At 50.9% G+C, this 22,420-nt stretch carries 24 protein-coding genes; 11 read left to right on the top strand and 13 right to left on the bottom strand.

The window, feature by feature from the left end:
• Positions 1-18: 18 nt before the first annotated feature.
• Positions 19-294, bottom strand: a complete 276-nt coding sequence (rpoZ, locus tag UC14_RS05445; protein ID WP_013577639.1) for a DNA-directed RNA polymerase subunit omega — start codon at positions 292-294, stop codon at positions 19-21.
• A 54-nt stretch (positions 295-348) separates the two neighbouring features.
• Positions 349-972, bottom strand: a complete 624-nt coding sequence (gene gmk, locus UC14_RS05440; RefSeq protein ID WP_013577638.1) for a guanylate kinase — start codon at positions 970-972, stop codon at positions 349-351.
• Positions 973-1,250: 278 nt separating this feature from the next.
• Here gmk and ligB point away from each other — a divergent pair, with 278 nt between their 5' ends.
• Positions 1,251-2,954, top strand: a complete 1,704-nt coding sequence (gene ligB, locus UC14_RS05435; protein ID WP_112197354.1) for an NAD-dependent DNA ligase LigB — start codon at positions 1,251-1,253, stop codon at positions 2,952-2,954.
• 20 nt (positions 2,955-2,974) lie between these two features.
• On the opposite strand, the gene UC14_RS05430 is transcribed toward ligB, so the two are convergent.
• A complete protein-coding gene (locus UC14_RS05430) occupies positions 2,975-3,592 on the bottom strand; it encodes a trimeric intracellular cation channel family protein (RefSeq protein ID WP_013577636.1) in 618 nt (205 codons plus the stop codon).
• A 343-nt stretch (positions 3,593-3,935) separates the two neighbouring features.
• Between UC14_RS05430 and UC14_RS05425 the strand changes: the two genes are divergently transcribed.
• Together UC14_RS05425 and fabF are read left to right on the top strand one after the other, a co-directional pair.
• Positions 3,936-4,556 (top strand): TetR/AcrR family transcriptional regulator, encoded by a 621-nt coding sequence (locus UC14_RS05425; protein ID WP_013577635.1) that lies wholly within the window; start codon positions 3,936-3,938, stop codon positions 4,554-4,556.
• A gap of 145 nt (positions 4,557-4,701) precedes the next feature.
• The gene (fabF, locus tag UC14_RS05420; RefSeq protein ID WP_013577634.1) at positions 4,702-5,976 is read left to right on the top strand and encodes a beta-ketoacyl-ACP synthase II; all 1,275 of its coding nucleotides are present in this window, start codon (positions 4,702-4,704) and stop codon (positions 5,974-5,976) included.
• A 79-nt stretch (positions 5,977-6,055) separates the two neighbouring features.
• Here fabF and UC14_RS05415 read toward each other — a convergent pair whose 3' ends face one another.
• Positions 6,056-6,919: a YicC/YloC family endoribonuclease gene (locus UC14_RS05415; RefSeq protein WP_013577633.1), complete on the bottom strand. Its 864-nt coding sequence runs from the start codon at positions 6,917-6,919 to the stop codon at positions 6,056-6,058.
• Between the two features lie 248 nt (positions 6,920-7,167).
• On the opposite strand from UC14_RS05415, the gene rph reads away from it, so the two are divergent.
• The 4 genes from rph to UC14_RS05395 all read left to right on the top strand — a co-directional run bounded on the left by rph (position 7,168) and on the right by UC14_RS05395 (position 11,371).
• Positions 7,168-7,884, top strand: a complete 717-nt coding sequence (gene rph / locus UC14_RS05410) for a ribonuclease PH (RefSeq protein WP_013577632.1) — start codon at positions 7,168-7,170, stop codon at positions 7,882-7,884.
• Between the two features lie 83 nt (positions 7,885-7,967).
• On the top strand, positions 7,968-8,609 hold the full coding sequence (pyrE, locus tag UC14_RS05405) for an orotate phosphoribosyltransferase (RefSeq protein ID WP_037035354.1): 642 nt from the start codon (positions 7,968-7,970) through the stop codon (positions 8,607-8,609).
• A 31-nt stretch (positions 8,610-8,640) separates the two neighbouring features.
• A complete protein-coding gene (locus tag UC14_RS05400) occupies positions 8,641-10,848 on the top strand; it encodes a DUF2157 domain-containing protein (RefSeq protein ID WP_112197353.1) in 2,208 nt (735 codons plus the stop codon).
• The gene (locus UC14_RS05395; protein WP_013577629.1) at positions 10,835-11,371 is read left to right on the top strand and encodes a GDYXXLXY domain-containing protein; all 537 of its coding nucleotides are present in this window, start codon (positions 10,835-10,837) and stop codon (positions 11,369-11,371) included. Before UC14_RS05400 ends, UC14_RS05395 begins: the two co-directional genes overlap by 14 nt.
• Positions 11,372-11,425: 54 nt before the next feature.
• On the opposite strand, the gene slmA is transcribed toward UC14_RS05395, so the two are convergent.
• The 3 genes from slmA to coaBC form a co-directional block, all read right to left on the bottom strand.
• The gene (gene slmA, locus UC14_RS05390) at positions 11,426-12,022 is read right to left on the bottom strand and encodes a nucleoid occlusion factor SlmA (protein WP_013577628.1); all 597 of its coding nucleotides are present in this window, start codon (positions 12,020-12,022) and stop codon (positions 11,426-11,428) included.
• A 171-nt stretch (positions 12,023-12,193) separates the two neighbouring features.
• Positions 12,194-12,652 carry a dUTP diphosphatase gene (gene dut, locus UC14_RS05385; RefSeq protein WP_013577627.1) on the bottom strand — a complete coding sequence of 153 codons (459 nt, stop codon included), beginning with the start codon at positions 12,650-12,652 and terminating at the stop codon, positions 12,194-12,196.
• Complete coding sequence (gene coaBC / locus UC14_RS05380; protein ID WP_198670052.1) at positions 12,630-13,847, bottom strand: bifunctional phosphopantothenoylcysteine decarboxylase/phosphopantothenate--cysteine ligase CoaBC; 1,218 nt, start codon at positions 13,845-13,847, stop codon at positions 12,630-12,632. The genes dut and coaBC overlap by 23 nt, the downstream gene beginning before the upstream one ends.
• A gap of 184 nt (positions 13,848-14,031) precedes the next feature.
• On the opposite strand from coaBC, the gene radC reads away from it, so the two are divergent.
• The 4 genes from radC (at position 14,032) to mutM (ending at position 16,344) form a co-directional block, all read left to right on the top strand.
• The gene (radC, locus tag UC14_RS05375; protein ID WP_013577625.1) at positions 14,032-14,712 is read left to right on the top strand and encodes a DNA repair protein RadC; all 681 of its coding nucleotides are present in this window, start codon (positions 14,032-14,034) and stop codon (positions 14,710-14,712) included.
• A 266-nt stretch (positions 14,713-14,978) separates the two neighbouring features.
• Positions 14,979-15,215, top strand: coding sequence for a 50S ribosomal protein L28 (rpmB, locus tag UC14_RS05370; protein ID WP_004931195.1), 237 nt, complete (start codon positions 14,979-14,981; stop codon positions 15,213-15,215).
• 11 nt (positions 15,216-15,226) lie between these two features.
• Positions 15,227-15,394: a 50S ribosomal protein L33 gene (gene rpmG, locus UC14_RS05365; RefSeq protein WP_004392084.1), complete on the top strand. Its 168-nt coding sequence runs from the start codon at positions 15,227-15,229 to the stop codon at positions 15,392-15,394.
• Between the two features lie 140 nt (positions 15,395-15,534).
• The gene (gene mutM / locus UC14_RS05360) at positions 15,535-16,344 is read left to right on the top strand and encodes a bifunctional DNA-formamidopyrimidine glycosylase/DNA-(apurinic or apyrimidinic site) lyase (RefSeq protein WP_013577624.1); all 810 of its coding nucleotides are present in this window, start codon (positions 15,535-15,537) and stop codon (positions 16,342-16,344) included.
• Positions 16,345-16,352: 8 nt separating this feature from the next.
• Here the strand turns inward: mutM and coaD are convergent, their stop codons facing one another.
• From coaD to UC14_RS05330, 6 genes are all read right to left on the bottom strand, one after another.
• Positions 16,353-16,835, bottom strand: a complete 483-nt coding sequence (coaD, locus tag UC14_RS05355; RefSeq protein ID WP_013577623.1) for a pantetheine-phosphate adenylyltransferase — start codon at positions 16,833-16,835, stop codon at positions 16,353-16,355.
• Positions 16,836-16,841: 6 nt separating this feature from the next.
• Positions 16,842-17,609: a glycosyltransferase family 2 protein gene (locus UC14_RS05350; RefSeq protein ID WP_112197351.1), complete on the bottom strand. Its 768-nt coding sequence runs from the start codon at positions 17,607-17,609 to the stop codon at positions 16,842-16,844.
• Positions 17,609-18,883 (bottom strand): lipid IV(A) 3-deoxy-D-manno-octulosonic acid transferase, encoded by a 1,275-nt coding sequence (waaA, locus tag UC14_RS05345; RefSeq protein WP_013577621.1) that lies wholly within the window; start codon positions 18,881-18,883, stop codon positions 17,609-17,611. The genes UC14_RS05350 and waaA overlap by 1 nt, the downstream gene beginning before the upstream one ends.
• A 120-nt stretch (positions 18,884-19,003) precedes the next feature.
• Positions 19,004-20,149, bottom strand: a complete 1,146-nt coding sequence (locus UC14_RS05340) for a glycosyltransferase family 4 protein (RefSeq protein ID WP_013577620.1) — start codon at positions 20,147-20,149, stop codon at positions 19,004-19,006.
• Entirely contained in the window at positions 20,142-21,224 is a 1,083-nt protein-coding gene (rfaQ, locus tag UC14_RS05335; protein WP_013577619.1) for a putative lipopolysaccharide heptosyltransferase III, read from the bottom strand. Before rfaQ ends, UC14_RS05340 begins: the two co-directional genes overlap by 8 nt.
• A 160-nt stretch (positions 21,225-21,384) precedes the next feature.
• Entirely contained in the window at positions 21,385-22,392 is a 1,008-nt protein-coding gene (locus UC14_RS05330) for a glycosyltransferase (protein WP_013577618.1), read from the bottom strand.
• Positions 22,393-22,420 lie beyond the last annotated feature (28 nt).

Here is a 22,420-nt window from a genome sequence, read left to right as displayed (position 1 = left end):
TGAGATCCGTTTCGTTAATTAACGACGGCCTTCAGCGATGGCAGTCACTGCCTGAATCTCTGCGGCTTCCTGCTCCTGTTGCTCCTGACGGTCACGAACGTCGAGGATCTGATTGGTGATCAGGCCTTCTTCGATTTCGCGCAGGGCAATTACAGTGACTTTATCGTTTTCTTCAGCGACCAGTGGATCTTTACCACCAGATTGCAGCTGGCGTGCGCGACGAGCAGCCACCAACACCAGGTCAAAACGGTTACCAATTTTTTCAACAGCGTCTTGAACAGTTACGCGTGCCATATATGTGCTACTCCACAGGGTGACGAAAGACTGGGCATAATACTGAAAGTGACTTCAGTCTGCCAATAGTTTGGTGATTAATCCGTCATGACGGAGCCGCTGACGGCTCAGACGCAGACGTTCAGCGCGAATAATGGTTTTTAAATCCGATAAAGCCAGATCAAAATCATCATTCACAATTAAATAGTCGTATTCGGCAAAGTGTGTCATTTCAGCTACGGCTTGTGCCATACGTTTTGCGATAACGGCTTCGCTGTCTTGCCCGCGGCCACGCAGGCGACGGTCTAGCTCATCTTTCGATGGCGGTAAGACAAAAATACTGCGTGCCTGCGGCATTTTTTTCCGAATTTGCTGCGCGCCCTGCCAGTCGATATCCAGAAAAACATCCACACCCGACGCTAAAACCTGCTCAATGGTTTCACGCGAAGTCCCGTAATAGTTACCAAAAACTTCTGCGTGTTCTAAAAAGGCATCACGTTCAATCATCTCGCGAAACGCTTCTTTGTCGACAAAGAAGTAATGCTCGCCATCTTTCTCGCCCGGACGTATAGCTCGGGTCGTATGAGAAATAGAAACCTGTGTGTCGTAGAGCGGTTGTGTTTTAAGTAAAGCCTGAATCAGACTTGATTTGCCTGCTCCACTAGGGGCGGAGACAATATATAGCGTGCCTTGAACCATGATGACGTTTCAACTGAATGGGTTGATAGGAAGTATGCGAAGAGTGATCTCTCGCACAGTATACACGCTCGCTGCATTCGGTGCAGCGCCCAGACGTATTTCATCGCAACTTTGCCAGAGAAAATAGCCTTTCCTGACAGATTTACGTGCCGCATTCCAAATTTTTTCTTCGTTGCAGCAACAGATGAAATAACCAGGAAGGTATCTCGCAAGAAGGGGTTATGCCACTGGCAGGAAAAATTACACCGGCGTTTACTTGCCTTCACAAGGAGGTGCCAATGCGCCAGTTTATTTTTCTCATCTGCCTGTTCCCTTTTGCTTTCTCTGCTTACGGTAAGAATATGCCGTCGCCAGACTGCCCTGTCTGGCCATCAGAACGCCTGACACAGGAAACCCACCATCTCACCGCTCAGCTGACCCAGTGGGATGCAGCCTACCATCAGTCTGGCAGCAGCCCGATAGAAGATTCGGTCTATGATCATTTGCGTCAGAAACAACGTCTCTGGCTACAGTGTGCCAGCCAGCCGGTGCCTGAACTAACAGTGCCAGCGAGTGATGATGCTGAATTTACGCATCCGGTGGCTCATACCGGCCTGCATAAAATGAAAGATAAACATGCTGTCGCAAACTGGATGCAAGGGCGAAAGAATCTGTGGGTGCAGCCCAAAATCGATGGCGTAGCGGTGTCGCTGATTTACCGTTATGGGCAGCTGGCCGCACTGGTAAGTCGTGGCGATGGTGAGAAAGGACAAAACTGGACGGTAAAAGCCGCGTCAATTCCGGCGATCCCGCTGCATATCCCGGACATGAGCCCTGAGTTGATATTACAGGGCGAGCTTTATCTGTTGATGACCGGTCATCAACAAAGTGCTGATGGCGGGATGAATGCAAGATCAAAAGTTGCGGGTGCAATGATGCGTGCTTCTGCTTCTGCTTCTGACCTGCTGAAGCAGACGGGTATTTTTATCTGGTCATGGCCGGATGGACCCACGCTTATGGCTGACCACCTGGAGAAGCTGAGCCAGTTCGGTTTTCCGGTTGTGGCTCAGTTCACGCATGCGGTGAGCGCTGTCGAAGATGTGGAAAAGTGGCGTGAAGACTGGTTTCACCAGCCTCTGCCTTTTGCGACGGATGGTGTGGTTGTTCGTCAGCAAGAAGAGCCTGCCGGGAAATACTGGCAAAATAAACCCGCAGTCTGGGCGGTTGCCTGGAAATATCCGCCCGCCAGAGAGCTCACCGATGTCACGGGTATCACCACCACCACAGGACGAAGCGGGAAAGTGACCGTTATCCTCAACCTGAAGCCCCTGAGGCTGGACGATAAGTTAGTCAGTAAGGTGAGTGTGGGATCGGTTAGCCGGTTCAGACAATGGGATGTTCTTCCTGGCGATCAGGTCGCTGTCGCGCTGGCCGGACAGGGGATCCCGCGCCTTGATGAAGTGACATGGCGGGTAAGTAAGCGTACGGAAATGCCTTTGCCTGAACCAACGCGCTATAACGCACTTTCCTGCTTTACGCCTGAACCGGGCTGTATGCAGCAGTTTCTCTCACGTCTGATCTGGCTTAGCGGGCCGGAAGCGTTAGATATGGCGGGGTTCGGCGGGGCCACATGGCAAAAGTTACTGGATGCTTCCCCGGCGGATTCTCTGATCAGTTGGTTAAGCTTTAACGAGAAAGAGCTGGCTGCGGTTCCGGGTATCGGTGTTAAACAGGCGCAAAAACTGATGGCGCAAATTCATCTTGCACGCGAAAGGAGCTTCCGGCGCTGGCTGTCAGCAATAGGATTTCCTTCTTTTGCCTTGGGATTTGCAGAACGCCAGCAAAGCTGGAACAGGTTGAAACAGCTGACGTCTCGCGACTGGGAAATGACTGAGGGGATCGGGAGAAAGCGGGCCGCTCAGGTTTTTGATTTTATTCATCATCCGGACGTCGAGATTTTGACCGAAGCTCTGAGGCAGGCGCAATTGCCTGCATTCCGCTAACGGGCTACAGGAAGGACGCATTAGTGGTCCGAATGCGGGTAATTAAACACAGGCAATCCAAGGCGAAAACGCAGCGCAATAAGACGCGCGGTAAAGCCGATCAGTAACGTGATAATAACCACCAGATTGTGGGGCAGTGAGAAATATTGTAGCCCGATGTAAACCCAGGCTGAGGCAAATGACACGCCGGCATAAATTTCTTTCTGAAAGACCAGCGGGATCTGATTACACATCATGTCCCGCAGCACGCCGCCAAAAACACCGGTAATGACCGCACAAACCGAAGCAATGATAGCGCCATGTCCCATATCGAGGGCCACTTGTGTCCCGATAATGGAAAACACCACCAGCCCCACGGCATCAAGCACTAAAAAGAGCTTTCGCAGATGTTGCATTAAAGGAGCCAGCCAGGTGGTCATTAGCGCGGCCACAGCCACAATCACGATGTACTCCGGATGCTTAACCCATCCCAATGGGTAATGCCCTAAAAGCATGTCGCGAACAGAACCGCCGCCAATGGCCGTCGCTGCAGCAATAATAATGACGCCAAAGGAGTCCATTTTCCGACGTCCGGCAGCCAGAGCACCGGTCATGGCTTCTGCGGTGATCCCAATAATATAAAGAACGGTGAGTAACATGGATGTGCGCCAGACAAATCAGTCAGTGAGGAAACGGTAGCCGCGTAGAGTAATGAGTTTCCCATTAGCTGGCGACTGAGTTTTTCTTTTACATGGCTTTTAACATTACTTTATCTAATGCTGATTTCTCTCGTGTCAGCCATTACTAAAGGGTAAGAGAAAATGTTGCATTATTTTAGATTAGAAAATTGGTGATTACTCGTTTGTTTTGACGGTGCTTTTCCATTTATCCATGACGCCGTTTTTTATCAGAGGTGAATTTTCTTCGCTTATAGGTTACGATTAATTAAAATCGTCACTCATTGACGCACGGCTTAATTGTTTAATCTGCCCGGAGGAGTGTATGAAGCCCGATATTCCGGTTGCGTTAACACAGCGTGGACCTGCCGAGCACGAACGGCGTGAACAAATTATAGATGCGGCATTCGAGCACTTTCGTCTTTATGGCTATGCCAAAACGTCGGTGGCGGATCTTGCCAAGTCGATTGGCGTTTCAAGTGCTTATATTTATAAGTTTTTTGAGTCTAAACAAGCTATTGGCGAAGCCATTTGCTCGCAGCGGGTGGGGCAGATAGATGAAGCGCTCATGGTGATTGCGCAAAGTGACCAAAGTGCGACTCTGCGCCTGAGATCTATTTTTAAAACGCTGCTGACACGTAGTCTGGATCTCTTTTTCCTGGACAGGAAATTACATGATCTGGCCGCGATAGCCTCAGCTCAGCGATGGAAATCCACATTAAATCATCGTGCTATGATATACAGCATTGTTGAGAAAGTGGTTGCTGACGGCCGGGAATCCGGTGAATTTGAGCGTAAAACGCCGCTGGATGAGGTTTGTATGGCGATCACCACGGTGACAACCCCCTTCTCGCATCCGTTATTGCTGGAACAAAAAACACCTGAACAACTGGAAGAACGCGTTCAGGCAATCACCAGCCTGGTGTTGCGTAGCCTCGCAAAGTAGGCACAATAAAATTTTGGGTTACGGGTTTACAAAAACGTAATTCGTCACATACTGTCAGGCTTTATTATCCAGAAACCCGTTTCTGGCCGGTTCATGTAATCGCCTGCAGAAACTTACGTCTTATACAGACAGAGAGGAATGTTTTATGACTCATCGTCGAGTGGTTATTACCGGCATGGGGGCTGTGAGTCCTCTGGGCTGTGATATCGAAACTATCTGGAAGCGTCTGCTGGCCGGTCAGTCTGGTATCCGAGTTTTGCCGGAAGAGATTGTTGAAACGTTGACTGTGAAAATTGGTGGTCAGGTACAAACTAAAGAACAGGACCCTGAGTCAGGATTCGATCCGGATATGTTCGTGGTACCGAAAGACCAGAAAAAAATGGACCGTTTCATTCTGTTTGCGATGGCTGCTGCGGATATGGCTATTGCTGATGCCGGCTGGAAAGCAGAAACGCAGGAACAGCAGGAACGTACCGCAACAATCATCGGTTCTGGTATCGGCGGCTTCCCGGCTATTGCCCATGCCGTGCGCACCAATGACAGCCGTGGCGCTAAGCGTTTGTCGCCTTTCACTATACCTTCATTCCTGGTGAATCTGGCGTCTGGCCAGGTTTCGATTAAACATCAGTTCAAAGGCCCGATTGGCGCACCGGTAACGGCTTGCGCGGCAGGTGTTCAGGCGATTGGTGATGCAGTGCGTTTGATTCGCAATGACGAAGCCGATGTTGCGCTTTGTGGCGGCGCAGAAGCGGCGATTGATACCGTGAGCCTGGGCGGTTTTGCTGCAGCGAAGGCCATGTCTACCGGTCATGAAGATCATCCGGAAAAAGCCTCCCGTCCGTTTGACAGCGCGCGTGATGGTTTCATCATGGGCGAAGGCGCAGGCATGTTGGTGATCGAAGAGCTGGAACATGCGAAGGCACGTGGCGCCAAAATTCTGGCTGAGATTGTCGGTTACGGCACCAGCGGTGACGCCTACCACATGACGTCCGGTGCGGAAGATGGCAACGGTGCGGGCCGCGCGATGAAAATCGCCCTGCGTCAGGCGGGTATTCAGCCATCAGACGTGCAACATCTGAATGCTCATGCCACGTCTACGCCGGTGGGTGATCTGGGTGAAATCAATGCGATTAAAACCCTGTTTGGCACTGACGGCAAACTGGCTGTTACGTCTACCAAATCTGCGACCGGACACTTGTTGGGCGCGGCTGGCGGGCTGGAGACGATCTTCACCATTCTTGCCGTACGTGACCAAATCGTTCCTCCGACGCTGAATCTGGAAAACAAAGACGAAGCGGCTGCCGGTCTGAACATCGTCGGTAATACTGCGCAGAAACATGACATCACCTATGCCTTATCAAACGGTTTCGGCTTCGGTGGCGTTAATGCCTGTGTATTGTTGAAACGCTGGGAAGACTAATTTCTTTCTTCGCTGACGCATAAAAAAACGCCTCGGGTTTTATGACCGGAGGCGTTTTTTATTATGCGGGGGAGAGGATTTACTCGATGTTCTGAATTTGCTCGCGCATTTGTTCGATCAACACTTTCAACTCGATGGCTGACGTCGTGACATCAGCATTGATAGATTTAGATGCCAGTGTGTTCGATTCGCGGTTAAATTCCTGCATCATAAAATCAAGACGACGGCCCACGGCTTCTTCTTTCTTCATGATTTTATGTGTTTCTTTGACGTGCGCTTCAAGTCGGTCCAGCTCTTCAGCTACATCGACACGCTGCGCCATTAGAACCAGTTCCTGCTCCAGACGGGTATTTTCCAGCTGAACCTGCGCATCTTCCAGTTTGCTGACCAGGCGCTCGCGCTGCCATTGCAGAATATTTGGCATCTGGGCGCGGACTTTTACCACTTCTGCACTCACACCGTCGAGACGCTGTTCGATCATCGTTTTCAGTGCGGCACCTTCGCTTTCGCGTGCGCTGATGAAATCGTCCAGTGCTGTTTCCAGCGCCAGCAGCAACTCGGTGCTGATGGCATCCAGATCCTGTTCTTCAGCCAGCATCACGCCCGGCCAGCGCAGGACTTCCAGCGGATTAATTTCGCCTTCATCACTTTGCATTTTCACCCATTGCGCGGCTTCAACCAGCTGTTTCGCCAGTTTTTCATTGAGCTGCAACGTGCTTTGTGCGCCCGGATCGAGATCAAAACGCAGATTACATTCGACTTTACCGCGGGTAAGCCGGGCGCGAATGCGCTCACGGACAACCGGCTCCAGGCTGCGGAATTGCTCGGGCAGACGGATGTAGGTTTCGAGATAACGTTGGTTTACCGAGCGGAGTTCCCACGCTGCGCTGCCCCAGTCACCCTTAATTTCGCGTCGGGCATAAGCGGTCATACTTCTGATCATGTATGCGTACCTGTTAATGTAAAGATGCAGCGATTATAGCCGTGCCATGCCAGTCATGATAGGTATAACCTCCTGAAGTCCGTATCCCCGTCACCCTTCAGGCTGCCTCTGCGTTGGCGTCGTTTACTCATTCCGGTCGCTTACGTGAGTAAGCTCGCGGAGTTCATTCACTTGCCGCCTTGATGCAACCTGAATGTTTTTGGGTATAATGCGCAGCCAAACATGATTCGTGACCCGGAGAAGTATCCATGCGTCCAGCAGGCCGAAATGCACAACAAGTGCGCCCCGTAACACTGACCCGCCATTACACTAAACACGCTGAAGGTTCCGTGCTGGTGGAGTTTGGTGATACTAAAGTGCTATGTACCGCGACGGTGGAGGAAGGTGTTCCGCGTTTTCTGAAAGGTCAGGGACAAGGTTGGATCACCGCAGAGTACGGCATGTTGCCGCGTTCTACCCATACGCGTAATGCGCGTGAAGCCGCAAAAGGCAAGCAAGGCGGTCGTACTCTGGAAATTCAGCGTCTGATTGCCCGTTCCCTGCGTGCTGCGGTGGATCTGAAAAAGCTGGGTGAATTCACCATTACGCTCGACTGTGATGTGTTGCAGGCGGACGGCGGCACGCGCACTGCGTCCATTTCTGGTGCTTGCGTTGCTCTGGCGGATGCACTGAATGCGCTGGTAGCTGCAGGTAAACTGAAAGCTAATCCGATGAAAGGCATGGTTGCAGCGGTTTCCGTAGGCATCGTGAAAGGCGAAGCGCTGTGTGATCTCGAGTATGTCGAAGACTCAGCGGCAGAAACCGACATGAACGTGGTGATGATGGAAGATGGCCGCATGATTGAGGTACAGGGCACCGCAGAAGGTGAGCCATTCAGCCACGAAGAGTTACTCGGTTTACTTGCTCTCGCCAGAGGGGGCATCGACACTATCTTCCAGGCGCAGAAAGCGGCGCTGGCGGAATAATTTTTTAAGGCGACTGAGAAGTCGCCTTTTTTATGGCCTGCGGGCTGACAATAAGAAATAAGACGTTATAGAGGAGACCATCAATGAAAGCCTATCAGCGCCAGTTTATTGAGTTCGCACTGAACAAACAGGTTTTGAAATTCGGTGAATTTACCCTGAAGTCCGGGCGCATCAGCCCTTACTTCTTCAATGCTGGTCTATTTAATACTGGCCGTGATCTGGCGTTACTGGGACGTTTTTATGCCGAAGCATTGGTGGATTCCAAAATTGATTTCGATTTAGTGTTTGGCCCGGCTTACAAAGGTATTCCAATTGCGACGACCACCGCAGTTGCACTGGCTGAGCATCATGAGCGCGATGTGCCATACTGCTTTAACCGCAAAGAAGCCAAAGACCACGGTGAAGGCGGCTTGCTGGTCGGCAGCCCTTTGCAGGGGCGTGTCATGCTGGTCGATGATGTGATCACCGCCGGTACTGCCATCCGTGAATCGATGGAAATCATCAACGCGAACAAAGCCACTCTGGCTGGCGTATTGATTTCTCTGGACCGTCAGGAACGTGGACGCGCAGATATCTCCGCTATTCAGGAGGTTGAGCGCGACTATCATTGCAAAGTGATTTCAATTATTACGCTGGCCGACCTGATTGAGTATCTGGAAGAAAAGGCGGAAATGGCTGACCATCTGGCTGCTGTGCGGGCTTACCGGCAGGAGTATGGTGTTTAATATCGGGTAAAACCTCAAAGGCAGGGATGTCATGACACAAAATGAAGCCGGCAGCAAAGAATGGATGCCTTCGCGGGCGGCAGAGTTTCTCTGTCGCCAGACGGAGCGTCTGGTCAAAAGCGGTAGCCTGACGCCGGCCGCATGTCAGCGTATTTATGACTTTTGTGGCGTCCGGCCGGGTTATCCCGAATGGCGGAAATTTCTGGTTCCCTTACTCTCCCTGCTGGGTCTGTTATCACTGGTGGCCGGTGCCGTATTCTTTGTAGCCTGGAACTGGGCTGATATGCCAAAGATGGCAAAATTTGCGCTGGCCGAGTTACTGATCGTTGCGCTTGCCGTCGTCGTCTGGTGGCGCTGGTATGACGGGATTGCACGCAGTGCCTTGCTGGCTGCGGGTCTCGGCTTTGGTGCTCTGTTTGCCCTTTATGGCCAGATTTATCAGACGGGGGCCGACAGCTGGGAGCTGTTCAGGGCCTGGCTGTTTGTTTTCCTGCCTTTAGCCTTAATCGCCCGACAGAACAGTCTGTGGTTCTGCTCCTGGTTACTTGCCAATCTGACGTTTCAGCTCTATTACGCCACGGTGTCTATGTCCCTGATGGACAGCGCCGTATTCGACGGTCTCGACTATTTCCCCACAACTGCGCTCTACAGCTATCTGATTGCGCAGACGTTGTGCCTGATCATTCGCGAAGTTCTGGCCATGCGGGTCATTAAGCACAATCCCCACTCCTGGCTTGCCAGCCGCTGGTTTTCCCGGGTGATGGCTGGTTTCCTGCTGTTAGTGCTGACTTGCATTGTTGCCGAAAATATATCCGGTTGGGGATACGATACCCCTCACCCCTTTGTCACCGCCTTATGGCTGGCAGTCTTAGTGGTGAGTTACTTCTTTTATCGTTATCGCTATCCTGATCTCTGCATGCTGACTCTGGGAACCGCCAGCGCAGCGGCAGTGGGATGTGTGCTGATCGTGCAGATGTTCGACAGTTCTTACGATGTGGGTGGCCTGTTTATGCTGGGCTGTCTGATGGCTTTATGGCTGGCGGGATGTGGCGCCCTGATGCTCTACTGGCGGCGTAAACTCTATGAGAGCCAGCCGGTCGAGGTTTCTTCCACGGAAATGGCAGTGCTGACGGAACGACTACGCCGAAATGATTTGCTTAGTCAGGCGCAAATTGAAGAGATTCAGCAATACGATCACTCCTCTCATCTCCCCTGGTACCTGCGACTGACACTGGGTATCGGTGGCTGGGTCGCCGCAATGATTATTTTATTTCTGCTGATTCTGGTGCTGTATGTTGTCGACCTGCTCAATGACCCCAATGCTGCCACGGTGATTATCCCTTCTCTGCTCCTTGCAATTGTCGCGGGTGGGCTTTTGCGCATGCAGGGCGTGAGTAAGCATCATATCGGGCTGGCATGGGCGATAGCCGCGACCTGCGGCCTCTGTTTTGGTTTCTATCTTCTCTTTGAACCCGACTGGGAAATGTCCTTCCTGGTGGGCTCGCTCTGTTCATTACCGGTGCTTACGTTGATGGCGCTGGCAATGCGCGATCGTACTTTCCGCTTTATGGCGATAACGGCGCTGACATTTTTGCTGATCCTTTCCGGCAATTTGCTGACAGGGATGTATTTACCGCCGGTCACCCGTTTTTGGGCGGTTTCCGCGCTGGTTACTGTCATTGTGATTTTCTGGCTGTGGATTATCAGAGAACAAATTAACTTAAAAGCCACATCATGGGCTGAGGCTGTTTTCCCCCTCCTCTGGGGTATTCCTTCCGGCCTGATATTGCAGTGTTTTTCCGCCATTAACACCTCGCTTCTCTTCGATGTTTTCTGGCGGCCAGCGGGGTATTTTCCTCTTTCGGGAGGAACTGGCGCAGGCATTGCCGCAGGTTTAGTACTGGTGTGTTTGTATCAGACTGTGGTGAAAAAGACGCCATCAGCAATGCTGTATCTGGTGGCGGCGGTTGTGTGTGGCGTCGCAGCCTTTTATGCGCCGGGAATTGGCCTGGGGCTGTGGCTATTACTGATGGCGCGTTATCAGGGAAATCAGGGGATTTTAGCCGCGAGCGGCTGTTTCCTCGCGCTGTATGTTATCGACTGGTATTACTTCCTCGGCGTCAGCTTATTACAGAAATCCCTTCTGATGTTTGTCACCGGCGTGGTGTTGCTGGCGCTGGCCTTTGCAGCCAAAAAACTGATCCCCGTGCGTAAGGAGGAAGCTTATGCAAACCCGTAATCTGAGGAAATGGCTGTCAGGAGTAGTGATACTGCTGGCACTGATCGCAGTGAATGCGGGTATCTGGCAAAAAGAGCAGGTGCTTAAACAGGGCGCGGTAATGATATTGCAGCTTGCGCCGGTTGATCCGCGTTCTTTGATGCAGGGGGATTACATGGCTCTCAATTATGCCATCACGCGATCTTTGCAAGAGGAGTTATACCAGCAACGTCAGGGTTGTAATTCTCTTCCACAGACGCCTTGTTTTCCTGTTAGTGGCAAAATTATTGTGGCAGTTAATGAACACCGGCAGGTCACTCAGGCGCGGTTTGATAGCGGTGACCCGCTGAAGCCCGATGAATTACGGGTTAACTATCATATGAATGCCGGAACACTGATGGTGGGAACTAATGCGTATTTTTTCCAGGAAGGACAAGGTGAACGTTTCGCCCGTGCACGTTATGGTGCATTTCGGGTAGGTGATGACGGCACAGCGTTACTGACCGCGATGCTGGATGAAAATGGGAAAATGATTCAGCCATAATATGAAAAAAGGGCCTTTCGGCCCTTTTTAGATTTGACGTTTGTCCCTGCGCCTTTATTGCAGCTGAGCAGAGATAAGTGGCCAGCGGGTATCGAAGTCCTGAGTCGGTTTGTACTTGAATTCAGAGCGTACAAAACGTGACAGCATCCCTTCGCAAAATGCCAGTAACTGGCTGGCGAGTAGAGTTTCATCGCTGATGAATCCGCTGCCTTCACGCATTTTCTTTTCCCGCAGTACCTGACGCAGTTGCGCTTCAATCCGCTCGAAAAGTTGGTTGATGCGGCCCTGCAAACGGTCCTGTTCAAACATCAGGGCATGGCCGGTCATAATACGGGTCAATCCCGGATTACGCTCGGCAAACCCTAAAATCAGCAGCAAAATCAGACGTATTCTGTTTAGCGTATCCTTTTCATCCTGCAGGATGAGATTGATACGGGTGATCAGACTGTCTTCGATAAACTCAATTAAGCTGTCAAACATCCGCGTTTTACTGGGAAAATGACGATAAAGAGCTGCTTCTGAAACCCCCACGCTGGCGGCGAGCTTTGCAGTCGTGATCCGCTGGCTGCCGTCGCTGGACTGAAGCATTTGCGCTAATGCCTGCAAAATCTCTTCGCGCCTGTTCCTTTTTGTCGTTTCTTTCTCTGCCATGTCTGAATAGACCCTTGCTAAAAAACGGCTAAAATCATGGAGAAACCGCACAACTGCCGCATGAATCGCTGTGATCCTGCGGCTTATTTCGTTCCCTTCGCGTTGTTACGGTCTGATAGTGATAAGGATCTGTTCAATATCGCGTCAAAATCAGCGGTGCTGAACAGGTTCTTATTGGCGACCTGAGTGGCCAAAGCCCCCTTCGCCGCGTTCACTGGCGTCAAAATCTTCCACCAGATTGAATTCTGCCTGAACGACAGGCACAAACACCATCTGAGCAATGCGCTCGCCCGGTTCGATAACAAATGTTGTCTGACCACGGTTCCAGACGGACACCATAAGTTGGCCCTGATAATCTGAATCGATAAGGCCAACCAGATTGCCCAGTACAACGCCGTGTTTATGACCCAGACCGGAACGTGGCAAAATCACCGCCGCCAGATTAGCATCACCAATATGGATAGCCAGACCTGTTGGCAGCAGTGTGGTTTCGCCCGGTTTCAGTTCTACAGAAGCATCCAGACAGGCGCGTAAATCCAGACCCGCAGACCCCGGTGTCGCGTAAGCCGGTAAAGGGAAAGTCGAACCGATGCGCGGGTCGAGAATTTTAATGTCGATTTTTTTCATCATAACGGCTGACAATCTCTTCTAATAAACGTTGGCCAAGCAGGGACTTATCGCTGAGTGGTAAGATTTTATCCCCGTCCTGCCAAAAAAGATGCAAGGCATTGGAATCGCTGTTGAAACCTTGCCCGGCAAGTGAAACATCGTTGGCGCAGATCAGATCCAGATTCTTACGGATCCTTTTTTGCCGCGCGTATTCTTCCACATTCTGGGTTTCAGCGGCAAACCCCACGACGTAAGGACGGTTTTCTGTCATGGCCGCGACGCCAGCGACGATGTCAGGGTTTTTAATCATTTCTACAGTGATTTCATCGCCTTGCTTTTTGATCTTCTCATCAGCAATACGTTCTGCGCGATAATCTGCCACGGCAGCGCAGGAAATAAAAATATGCTGAGAAGCTGCCGAAAGCTGGACGGCTTGCTCCATTTCCAGCGCACTTTCCACATCAATACGATGAACACGGGCAGGCGTCGGTTGCGTCACCGGCCCGGCGATCAGCGTTACTTTGGCACCACGTTCAGCGGCGGCTTTGGCAATGGCAAAACCCATTTTGCCGGAACTGTGATTACTGATGAAGCGGACAGGATCCAGCGGCTCACGGGTGGGGCCTGCGGTCACCATAATATTCAGATGCGCCAGATCCTTGCGCGAAGAGAAATGCGCATTGGCCATATCCACAATCACCAGCGGGTCCAGCATACGTCCCGGGCCAACATCGCCGCAGGCCTGACTGCCGCTGTCCGGCCCCCACAACAATGTGCCCCGTGCTGCCAGGCTTTGCAGGTTTTCTTGCGTGATGGCCGCACGATACATTTGCTGGTTCATCGCAGGAAGTACCGCGACCGGTGCCGCTGTCGCCAGACACACCGTCGTCAACAGATCATTTGCCATGCCAGCATTCATGCGAGCCAGCAAATCCGCTGTGGCAGGCGCGATAATGACTAAATCTGCCCATTTCCCTAACTCGATATGTCCCATTGCCGCTTCGGCCGCCGGATCAAGCAGGTCGTCAGAAACCGGATAGCCAGAAACAGCCTGCAGGCTCAGCGGAGTCACGAAAGATTTCGCCGCTTCTGTCATGACGACGCGAACTTCAGCGCCTCTTTCACGTAAGCGACGTACCAGTTCTGGTGCTTTATAGGCAGCGATACCACCGCTGATACCGAGCACAATATGTTTGCCGGAAAGTCCCGTCATCATCATTGTCCGATTGGTTGAGAGCTGAAAGAAGCGACATTTTAGCATAACGGGGAATGATGACAGCTATTGGCGATGCGTCGAAAGTTGAGGAATAAAAATTCTGCGTAACATCTCGCAAGCTGACATACCGGACGTTATGACAGGGAGAATGCTGTGACACAATCGCCGCAAAAAAGGAGTCAGGATGACGAAACAGCAAAACCAGTGGCCGGGAGTGATGCCACCGCGCGAAAAATTATTGCAGCAAGGGGCAAAAGAGCTGACGGATCAGGAATTGCTGGCGATTTACCTGCGTACAGGATGCCGGGGATTGCATGTGATGGACCTGGCAAAGAATCTGCTGGAAGAGTTCGGTTCATTGCATCAGTTACTGATGGCGGATTTTGACGCCATGGCGCGCACGAAAGGAATGGGGGTTGCCAAGTTTTCGCAACTTGTGGCGGTGTCCGAATTATCCCGCCGCGCTTATCTGCGCCACCTGAGTGCCGAAAATGCGATGCTCAGCCCCAAAGTTATCCGTGAATATTTGCAGAATTTACTCGTTTTTCGGGAAAGAGAGGTGTTCCTGGTACTTTTTCTCGACAACCAGCATCGCGTTATTCGCCATGAGGAGATGTTTGCTGGTACTATTGGGCACGTAGAAGTGTATCCCCGCGAAATTGTTCGTGGTGCGATGAAGGTTAATGCGGCAGCCCTAATTCTGGCGCATAATCACCCATCCGGTCGGGCTGAGCCCAGTCTGATGGACAGAAAAGTAACTGAACAGATTATTCGAGCGTGCCAGTTGCTGGAAATTCGTGTCCTTGACCATTTGGTTGTAGGCCACGGAGAAACGGTATCTTTTGCCGAACGCGGCTGGATTTAACTTCGTTTTTTGAAGATCCTTAGGGATCTTTAGCTGTTCGGGACTTGAGCACTTACGCTACAGAGCGTATACTACGCCACCTTTGAGAATCTTGGGTTTGGCGTTAAGAGCCTATCTCAGCAGGTTTCTGACCTGATGAATTGGTTTTTTACCCGACGACAGTGAGTCGGTTCTCAGTGGAGTTTGCTGAGATGGGCTCTAAAAGCCTGACGAGGCGGCCATACCCTATACGAAGCTCGAGCTGATTTGATTTTTGGAGAATAGACATGTCCCGAGTCTGCCAAGTTACTGGCAAGCGCCCGGTGAGCGGTAACAACCGTTCCCACGCAATGAACGCGACCAAACGCCGTTTTCTGCCGAACCTGCACTCCCACCGTTTTTGGGTTGAGGCTGAGAAGCGCTTTGTAACTCTGCGTGTATCTGCTAAAGGTATGCGTGTTATTGATAAGAAGGGTATTGAGACGGTCTTGGCCGATCTGCGTGCCCGCGGTGAGAAGTATTAAGGAACTGCATCATGGCTAAAGGTGTTCGCGAGAAGATCAAGCTGGTTTCTTCTGCTGGTACTGGTCACTTCTATACCACCACGAAGAACAAGCGTACTAAGCCGGAAAAATTGGAACTGAAGAAATTCGATCCAGTTGTCCGTCAACACGTGATCTATAAAGAAGCTAAAATTAAATAATTTTAGTGGATTGCTAAAACCCGGCTCCGGCCGGGTTTTTTATTGCCTGAATTTCGTGATTTCCATTTAGTGCGACTTTTATTTGCCTGATGTCGGTGTCTGCTACACACTTTGAACACGATTTTGCTCAAGGGGAAATTATGCCGGAATTACCTGAGGTTGAAACCAGCCGCAGAGGGATTGAACCCTATCTGAAAGGTCACACGATACTGCATGCCATTGTGCGTAATCCGCGCCTGCGCTGGCCTGTCTCGGCGGAGATCTTAGCGTTAAGCGATCAGCCGGTTCTGAGTGTGCAGCGTCGGGCAAAATATCTGCTGGTTGAGCTGCGAACCGGATGGATTATCATTCATCTGGGCATGTCCGGCAGTTTGCGGGTATTGCCGGAAGAAACTGAAGCAGGTAAGCATGACCACGTTGATCTGGTGATGGATACCGGCCATGTGCTGCGTTATACCGATCCGCGACGTTTTGGTGCCTGGTTATGGTCTTCTGATCTGGCGGCCAGTAATGTCTTAGCCCATCTGGGGCCGGAACCGCTGAGCGAGGATTTCAACGCAGATTATCTGTTTGAGAAATCCCGTACGAAGAAATCGCCAATCAAACCCTGGCTGATGGATAACAAACTGGTGGTCGGCGTCGGGAATATCTATGCCAGCGAATCCCTGTTTGTTGCCGGTATTTCACCTGACAGACCTGCACATTCGCTCAAACGTGATGAGACGGAATTGCTGGTGAGAACCATCAAAGCGGTATTGCTGCGCTCTATTGAACAGGGCGGGACGACGCTGAAAGACTTTCTACAGTCAGATGGGAAGCCGGGATATTTTGCACAGGAACTGCAGGTATACGGCAGAACGGGCGAGCCTTGCCGCGCATGTGGTACGCCCATTGAGAGTAAGAAACACGCTCAGCGCACCACGTTTTTCTGCCCGCGCTGTCAGCGCTAACGCATGATTCAGGCGCTGATTTTTTCCATCAGTGCCTGAGTAATGATTTGCGGCAGGAAAGGCGTGATATCCCCACCGTGGCGGGCGACTTCTTTGACCAGCGAAGAAGAAATAAACGACCATTCTTTTGAGGGCATCATGAACACGCTTTCCAGCGTTGGCAGCAAATGTCGGTTCATGTTCGCCAGTTGCATCTCATATTCAAAATCAGACACCGCACGTAATCCCCGTACCAGCACGTTTGCGCCCTGATTTTTGGCGAAATTCGCCATCAAATCGCTGAAACCAATGACTTCAACATTATCCAGATGGGATGTGACCTGGGTCGCCAGTGCCACGCGTTCATCCAGCGAAAACATCGGTTTTTTGCTCGGGCTGGCCGCAATCGCAAGAATGACCTGGTCGAACATCAGCGCCGCACGGGTGACGATATCGAGATGCCCGTTGGTCATCGGGTCGAAAGTGCCGGGATAAATTGCCTTAGTGCTCATGACGGCTCACTTTTGCAGTTGGTGGCTGAGTGCCCACAGGGCGGCATATTTATTGAACGTATATTGTGCATTGACGCCTGCCAGGATCAACCCCTGCTTTCCATCCATAAAACCGGCCCGCAGGATCCAGGTTTTGACGAATGCGCCCAGCGTATGCGAAAGAATTGAGGAAAAACTGCAACGGCGGCCTTGCTGATTACGTTGCTCTGCCCATGCCTGCGCATAGCTGAGTTGTTTACGCTGGAAGGCGAAAAGGTCGCGACAGGTGAGATGCAGCAGGTCACCTTGCAAAGCAACGACAGTCGCATTGCCTGTGTTCAGTGATTCATGCACCAGATCGTCGTTGTAGCAGAATGTAGCAGGGTACAGGCGGTTGACCCGATCAGGATACCAGCCGCTGTGGCGCATGAATTTTCCGAGGAACAGATTACTGCGTCCGAGGCTATAAACGGTATTTTCCTGCGGGCAATTCAGCACGGTTTCAATCGACTGGCGTAATTCAGGGGTGACACGCTCGTCGGCATCGATCATCAAAATGTAGTCACCGGTGGCATGACTTTGCGCCAGCTGGCGCTGTTTGCCAAAACCCGGCCACTCTGTGTTCTGGAATACTTTAGCGCCGAAGTGGCGGGCAACATCCTGCGTCGCATCGTTGCTGCCGGAATCGAGCAGAATTATTTCATCTGCCCAGTCTACTGACTTAAGGCATTCCGGCAATAAATCCGCCTCATTACGGGCAATCAGCACGACGGATAAACGTTTTTTATCAGCCATTAATGACTCCGGATGGGCAGATAAGGCTCCAGTAAATGCAGCAGGCGCTGTAACGCCCCCTGATTTTGATGCAGAACTTCAACGGCATGGCGACCGTAATACAAACGGTAGTCTTCATCGGTCAACAGTGTAGAAATTTCTTTCACCAGCGATGCAGTATCAGTGACCGTGATCAGACCGTCGTCCTGAGCCAGCTTGGCGCAGATGTCTTTGAAATTGAAGGTATGGGGTCCCATCAGCACCGGAATTGCGTGGGCTGCCGCTTCCAGGGGATTATGGCCTCCGCGATCGACCAGACTGCCACCGACAAACGCCAGGTCAGCAATGCCATACAGCAACATTAATTCGCCCATCGTATCGCCTATCACGACCTGAGTGGCCGAAGAAGGAACTTCCCCTGAGCTGCGCTGAATGAAAGAGAGGCCAGCTTTGCGCGTCAGCTCACAAGCTACCGGGAAACGTTCAGGATGGCGCGGCACCAGAATAAGCAGCAAGTTCGGATGCGCTTTCAGCAGCTCTTTGTGCGCCTCCAGCAGTAAAGTTTCTTCGCCTTCATGCGTACTGGTAGCGATCCACACCTGACGGCGTGATGCCCACTGGCTGCGCAGTGCAATGGCTTTTGCCGCCAGCTCCGGGGTGACCGAGATATCGAATTTCAGGCTACCGGTCACCGCAAGCTGGTTGCGTTTGAGTCCTAAAGACAAGAAGCGTTCACCATCTTCCTGATTCTGTGCGGCGATCAGTGTAATGCGTTGCAAAATGGTGCGAATGAATTTGCCTAGCTTCTGGTATCCCTTCGCTGAGCGGGCAGAAAGACGGGCATTGGCGATAACCAGTGGAATTTTGCGACGATGCAATGCACTGATAAGGTTCGGCCAAAGCTCGGTTTCCATAATGATTACCAGCTTGGGGTTAACCTCATCCAGGAAACGATTTACGGATCCGGCCAGATCATAAGGCAGATAGACGTGGTGCACACCCTTGCCAAAAGCGGACTGAACACGCTCTGAGCCTGTCGGTGTCATGGTGGTGACGGTAATTGGCAAGGAAGGATAACGATGACGTAATGCGCGGACTAAAGGGATCGCTGCCAGCGTTTCTCCAACGGAAACGGAATGCAGCATAATGCCGCCGGAGACAACCTTTCCTTTGCAGAAGCCATAACGTTCAGCCCAGCGTTTACGATAGGCGGGCGACTTGCGGCTGCGCAAAAGTAAACGGATCCAAATCAATGGCTGAATTAAATATATGATTATATTATAAAAAATATTCATCTTTTATCAGGCGTTGCATAAGGGAAAGTCAATTTCATAGAGCGAAAATAGTCCCGGCGGATAGATGGGCACATGTTATCAGATAAGTGTGATCGACTCATCATGTCAGCGCCTGCGTCCTCAGACCAGTAACGAGTGATAAAGTGTAACCAACTGTTTTGAAAGGTTTTTAGGGCTGTAAGGTAAAATCCGCTCTCTTGCCGCATTTCCCATCTGGTCATTTTCCTGACGGGAAGGAATTTTATTAACGTATTCGCTAAGTCTTATCACATCCAGGGCATCGCAAACGAAGCCTTCGCGCCCCTGCAGAATAAACTCTGCGCCACCACAGGTTTCGCTGGTGATAACGGGCAATCCGCAGGCCATGGCTTCAAGAATCACGTTCGGGAACGGGTCGTATAATGTCGGCAGAATCATGCCATCAGCCGCATGGTAATAAGGGAGTACATTGTTTTGTACCCCGACAAAGCGGACCCGGTCGGCGCACCCTGATTGCTGAGCCAGCGACGCATATTTTTTCTGGTCTTTATCTTGTCCGACGACAATGAGGTAGCGATCGCCACAAGCGATAGCTTCAATGGCAGGCTTCAGCCCTTTGCGTTCAAAACCTGAACCTACGTAAATCAGTGCCACGGCCTGCGCAGGAATTGAAAGCATTTCACGCGCAGCAAGGCGCTGTGCATCTGTCGCCGGTACGAATTTTTGGGAATCAATGGCGTTATAGATCACTTCAAAACGGCTCTCATCAACTCCGTAACAGCGGATGATATCCCGTTTTACCATCTCAGAATTGCAGATGATTTTTTTCAATGCCGGGGAGTGGAACATCTCTTCTTCGGCTTGCAGGACATAGCGGTGGTAGGGGCTGATTTTTGTAAGAAAACGCTGAAGAGGGGAAATGACACGCGCCCGTTGTTCCAGCCAGACACGATGTGCACCATCGCCGGCCCGGAAAATGTCGCAACCCGGAATACGTTCGTGGCTTTGCACTATGTCGAAATGTTCCTGTTTCCAACATTGTTGCGCAGCAGCGGCAAAACCCTTCTCACGTGAAACACGGCCATACTTTGCCGGATTACACAGGTGAATTTTCCATTGCGGATTTGGCTTGCCTTCCCACTGGCGGGTAATAATATTCAGATCAATATTTTGGTCATCCAGTGCCTCCAGGGCGCGGGAAATAAAACGTTCCGCGCCGCCATCCGGGCGATATTTTTGTCTGACAATCGCTAAACGGATGTTTTTCCCACTGGCGGCATTAGTCATGCAGATAACTCCTGGCTGCATCAATCACATCACTGACAGGGATTGCATGCAGATAACGTTGTTGAGTTTTCGTATCGATCGAATCGGGTGCGGGTAGCGGCGCGTAGTCCCCCGCCCAGAGAGTGGTATTATTTTTGCCCCATGGACGCCAGTGCTGCATTTTCGTCGGGCCGAATAAGGCGACGCAAGGCGTATTAAGCGCGGCGGCCATATGCATCGGCGCAGAATCCACCCCAATAAAGAGTTTTGCACCGTCAATCATTGCAGCCAGCTGGGTCAGTGATAACTGACCGGCGACAGAGATCACCTGCGGATTGTGCGTGAGATCCTGGATTTTGCTCACCATATCCAGCTCTTTCTTATCCGGGCCGGAGGTCATCACGATCGTCAGGCCGGTTTCAGCAAGTCCATCAATCACATTGGCGAATTTGTCATCATCCCAGCATTTGAACGTCCAGCGGGACGTTGGCTGAATCACAATATATTCGCCAGACACCTGATTTTTCAGAAGTAATTGCTGACAAAATGACTTGTCACTTTCTGAATAATGCATTGATGTCAGAGCGTTATCGGTGGAAATACCAAGCGGTGACAAAATCGACATATTCTGTTCGACAGTATGCAAAATGCTGTGATTTTCGGTCGTCACTAACTGCGTATGACCTGCCCGCCAGAAAGCAGAACGTCGTTTTTTATAGTCGAATCCTAAACGAACTTTCGCGCCACTAAATCGGGAAATCAAAGCACTGCGCCATTGATCGGCAAGATTAATCACCAGATCATAATGTCGGTCGCGGACAGCTTTGAGTAACTGATATTCCTGTTGTAACTGATAGCGGACACCTTGTTTTTTCCATGTTCTGTCAATGACATGGATATGAGATAGCGCTGGATGTTCACTGAGAATAGGGCGAGTTTCTTTATACAGAAGCACATCAATTTCAGCATCGGGGTAATGCTCGCGTAGCCTGTTTATTACCGGCGTGGTCAGCACCATATCTCCATGATGACGGAGTTTCACCAGAAGAATTCTTTGGGGTCTGAACGCTGCGTATTTGGCTTCTGAATTAGGCATTCTATTATCTGATAGTAGAATATAGTGAGTTGATTTTAGGTGAAGAATCGTATGCTGTGAAGTTATTTATCTTCCTGATATAGAAAGATAAATAACTTCATTTATGAAATAGTTAGATTCCACTTAAACGAATAAAGGAATCGTCTCTTTCTGAAACAACTTAACCGAGTTTTTTACGCAGGTTATGGAGACGATACAGCCACAGTAACAGTTGCCACCATTGTTTCGGTCCGCGTGCGTTACGCAGCATTATCCTGCGTGTGCCGGAGGTGTAAATATCGTCGATCATGGCTTTCTGAGCGGCCTGAACAGGCTCGCGGCGAACAGAATGACAAACCGTCAGGGCTTCCCGGGTGACCTGTCTCGGAAACTCTGCATAGATTTTTACCCGGTCTTTATATCGCTTATTTAATTCATCAAGCATCTTGGCAATTTTCAGGTAATGCCGTTGATATTCAACGTTTTTCATTCCGGTTCTTTTTTGGTTACTGATTGACTGACCATGAATGTAATAGCGATAAAGCACCTCTTGGGTGTATTTCACGCGGCGTGCGTTGAACATGAATTCGGTTGTCCAGGGAATATCCTGATGATGCAGGCCGGGTTCAAAATACAGATGATGCTTTTTAATAAGTTCCAGACGATAGACACCTAACCACACTACGTGCAAATAACGGTTTGTTGCCAGCGCCATTTTAAGCCAGTGCGGGCCATCCAGCACGGCAGTCGACGTTAAACGATCGGTGGGGATGATGGGTTTAACTTTTTCTGAGCCGACAAAATAACGTTCACCATTGCATTGTGCGACATCCAGATCATCCTGTTCACACAGTTCAATCAGCGTTTGGTACATGTTCGGATAGAGTATGTCATCGGCATCCGGAAAAGTGACGTACTGACCTTTGGCGATATCCAGGCCAGCATTACGCGCACGCGATACGCCGCCGTTAGCCTGATGAATGACGCGAATATGCGGGTATTTCTCAGCATATTCTTGCGCAACGCACTCGGAACCGTCTGTCGAACCATCATTGACGATAATGATCTCGAAGTTTGTCAGCGTCTGGGCGACGAGCGAATCCATAAAGTTTCGGAACATTTCCCCTGCGTTATACAGAGGGATAATCGCGCTGAGCTTAATGTTGTCGGATGTCGTTGTAAGGGGCATATCACACAATTTCCACTGATAAGGAGGG

This window comes from Rahnella sp. NRRL B-41462, assembly GCF_003263525.1.
Lineage (GTDB): Bacteria > Pseudomonadota > Gammaproteobacteria > Enterobacterales > Enterobacteriaceae > Rahnella > Rahnella aceris.
The sequence above is the reverse complement of the archived record's forward strand: the minus strand, read 5'-3'. Positions and strand labels throughout refer to the sequence as shown.

What these genes read in the sequence shown, in the direction of transcription:
- coaD (WP_013577623.1), bottom strand. Translation starts at nt 16,835, where the DNA reads ATGAGCACTAAGGCAATTTATCCCGGCACTTTCGACCCGATGACCAAC.
- rpmB (WP_004931195.1), top strand. Translation starts at nt 14,979, where the DNA reads ATGTCCCGAGTCTGCCAAGTTACTGGCAAGCGCCCGGTGAGCGGTAAC.
- mutM (WP_013577624.1), top strand. Translation starts at nt 15,535, where the DNA reads ATGCCGGAATTACCTGAGGTTGAAACCAGCCGCAGAGGGATTGAACCC.
- waaA (WP_013577621.1), bottom strand. Translation starts at nt 18,883, where the DNA reads ATGAATATTTTTTATAATATAATCATATATTTAATTCAGCCATTGATT.
- ligB (WP_112197354.1), top strand. Translation starts at nt 1,251, where the DNA reads ATGCGCCAGTTTATTTTTCTCATCTGCCTGTTCCCTTTTGCTTTCTCT.
- rpoZ (WP_013577639.1), bottom strand. Translation starts at nt 294, where the DNA reads ATGGCACGCGTAACTGTTCAAGACGCTGTTGAAAAAATTGGTAACCGT.
- pyrE (WP_037035354.1), top strand. Translation starts at nt 7,968, where the DNA reads ATGAAAGCCTATCAGCGCCAGTTTATTGAGTTCGCACTGAACAAACAG.
- rfaQ (WP_013577619.1), bottom strand. Translation starts at nt 21,224, where the DNA reads ATGCCTAATTCAGAAGCCAAATACGCAGCGTTCAGACCCCAAAGAATT.
- UC14_RS05415 (WP_013577633.1), bottom strand. Translation starts at nt 6,919, where the DNA reads ATGATCAGAAGTATGACCGCTTATGCCCGACGCGAAATTAAGGGTGAC.
- rph (WP_013577632.1), top strand. Translation starts at nt 7,168, where the DNA reads ATGCGTCCAGCAGGCCGAAATGCACAACAAGTGCGCCCCGTAACACTG.
- UC14_RS05340 (WP_013577620.1), bottom strand. Translation starts at nt 20,149, where the DNA reads ATGACTAATGCCGCCAGTGGGAAAAACATCCGTTTAGCGATTGTCAGA.
- coaBC (WP_198670052.1), bottom strand. Translation starts at nt 13,847, where the DNA reads ATGATGACGGGACTTTCCGGCAAACATATTGTGCTCGGTATCAGCGGT.
- UC14_RS05350 (WP_112197351.1), bottom strand. Translation starts at nt 17,609, where the DNA reads ATGGCTGATAAAAAACGTTTATCCGTCGTGCTGATTGCCCGTAATGAG.
- dut (WP_013577627.1), bottom strand. Translation starts at nt 12,652, where the DNA reads ATGATGAAAAAAATCGACATTAAAATTCTCGACCCGCGCATCGGTTCG.
- UC14_RS05430 (WP_013577636.1), bottom strand. Translation starts at nt 3,592, where the DNA reads ATGTTACTCACCGTTCTTTATATTATTGGGATCACCGCAGAAGCCATG.
- UC14_RS05330 (WP_013577618.1), bottom strand. Translation starts at nt 22,392, where the DNA reads ATGCCCCTTACAACGACATCCGACAACATTAAGCTCAGCGCGATTATC.
- UC14_RS05425 (WP_013577635.1), top strand. Translation starts at nt 3,936, where the DNA reads ATGAAGCCCGATATTCCGGTTGCGTTAACACAGCGTGGACCTGCCGAG.
- radC (WP_013577625.1), top strand. Translation starts at nt 14,032, where the DNA reads ATGACGAAACAGCAAAACCAGTGGCCGGGAGTGATGCCACCGCGCGAA.
- UC14_RS05400 (WP_112197353.1), top strand. Translation starts at nt 8,641, where the DNA reads ATGACACAAAATGAAGCCGGCAGCAAAGAATGGATGCCTTCGCGGGCG.
- gmk (WP_013577638.1), bottom strand. Translation starts at nt 972, where the DNA reads ATGGTTCAAGGCACGCTATATATTGTCTCCGCCCCTAGTGGAGCAGGC.
- fabF (WP_013577634.1), top strand. Translation starts at nt 4,702, where the DNA reads ATGACTCATCGTCGAGTGGTTATTACCGGCATGGGGGCTGTGAGTCCT.
- rpmG (WP_004392084.1), top strand. Translation starts at nt 15,227, where the DNA reads ATGGCTAAAGGTGTTCGCGAGAAGATCAAGCTGGTTTCTTCTGCTGGT.
- UC14_RS05395 (WP_013577629.1), top strand. Translation starts at nt 10,835, where the DNA reads ATGCAAACCCGTAATCTGAGGAAATGGCTGTCAGGAGTAGTGATACTG.
- slmA (WP_013577628.1), bottom strand. Translation starts at nt 12,022, where the DNA reads ATGGCAGAGAAAGAAACGACAAAAAGGAACAGGCGCGAAGAGATTTTG.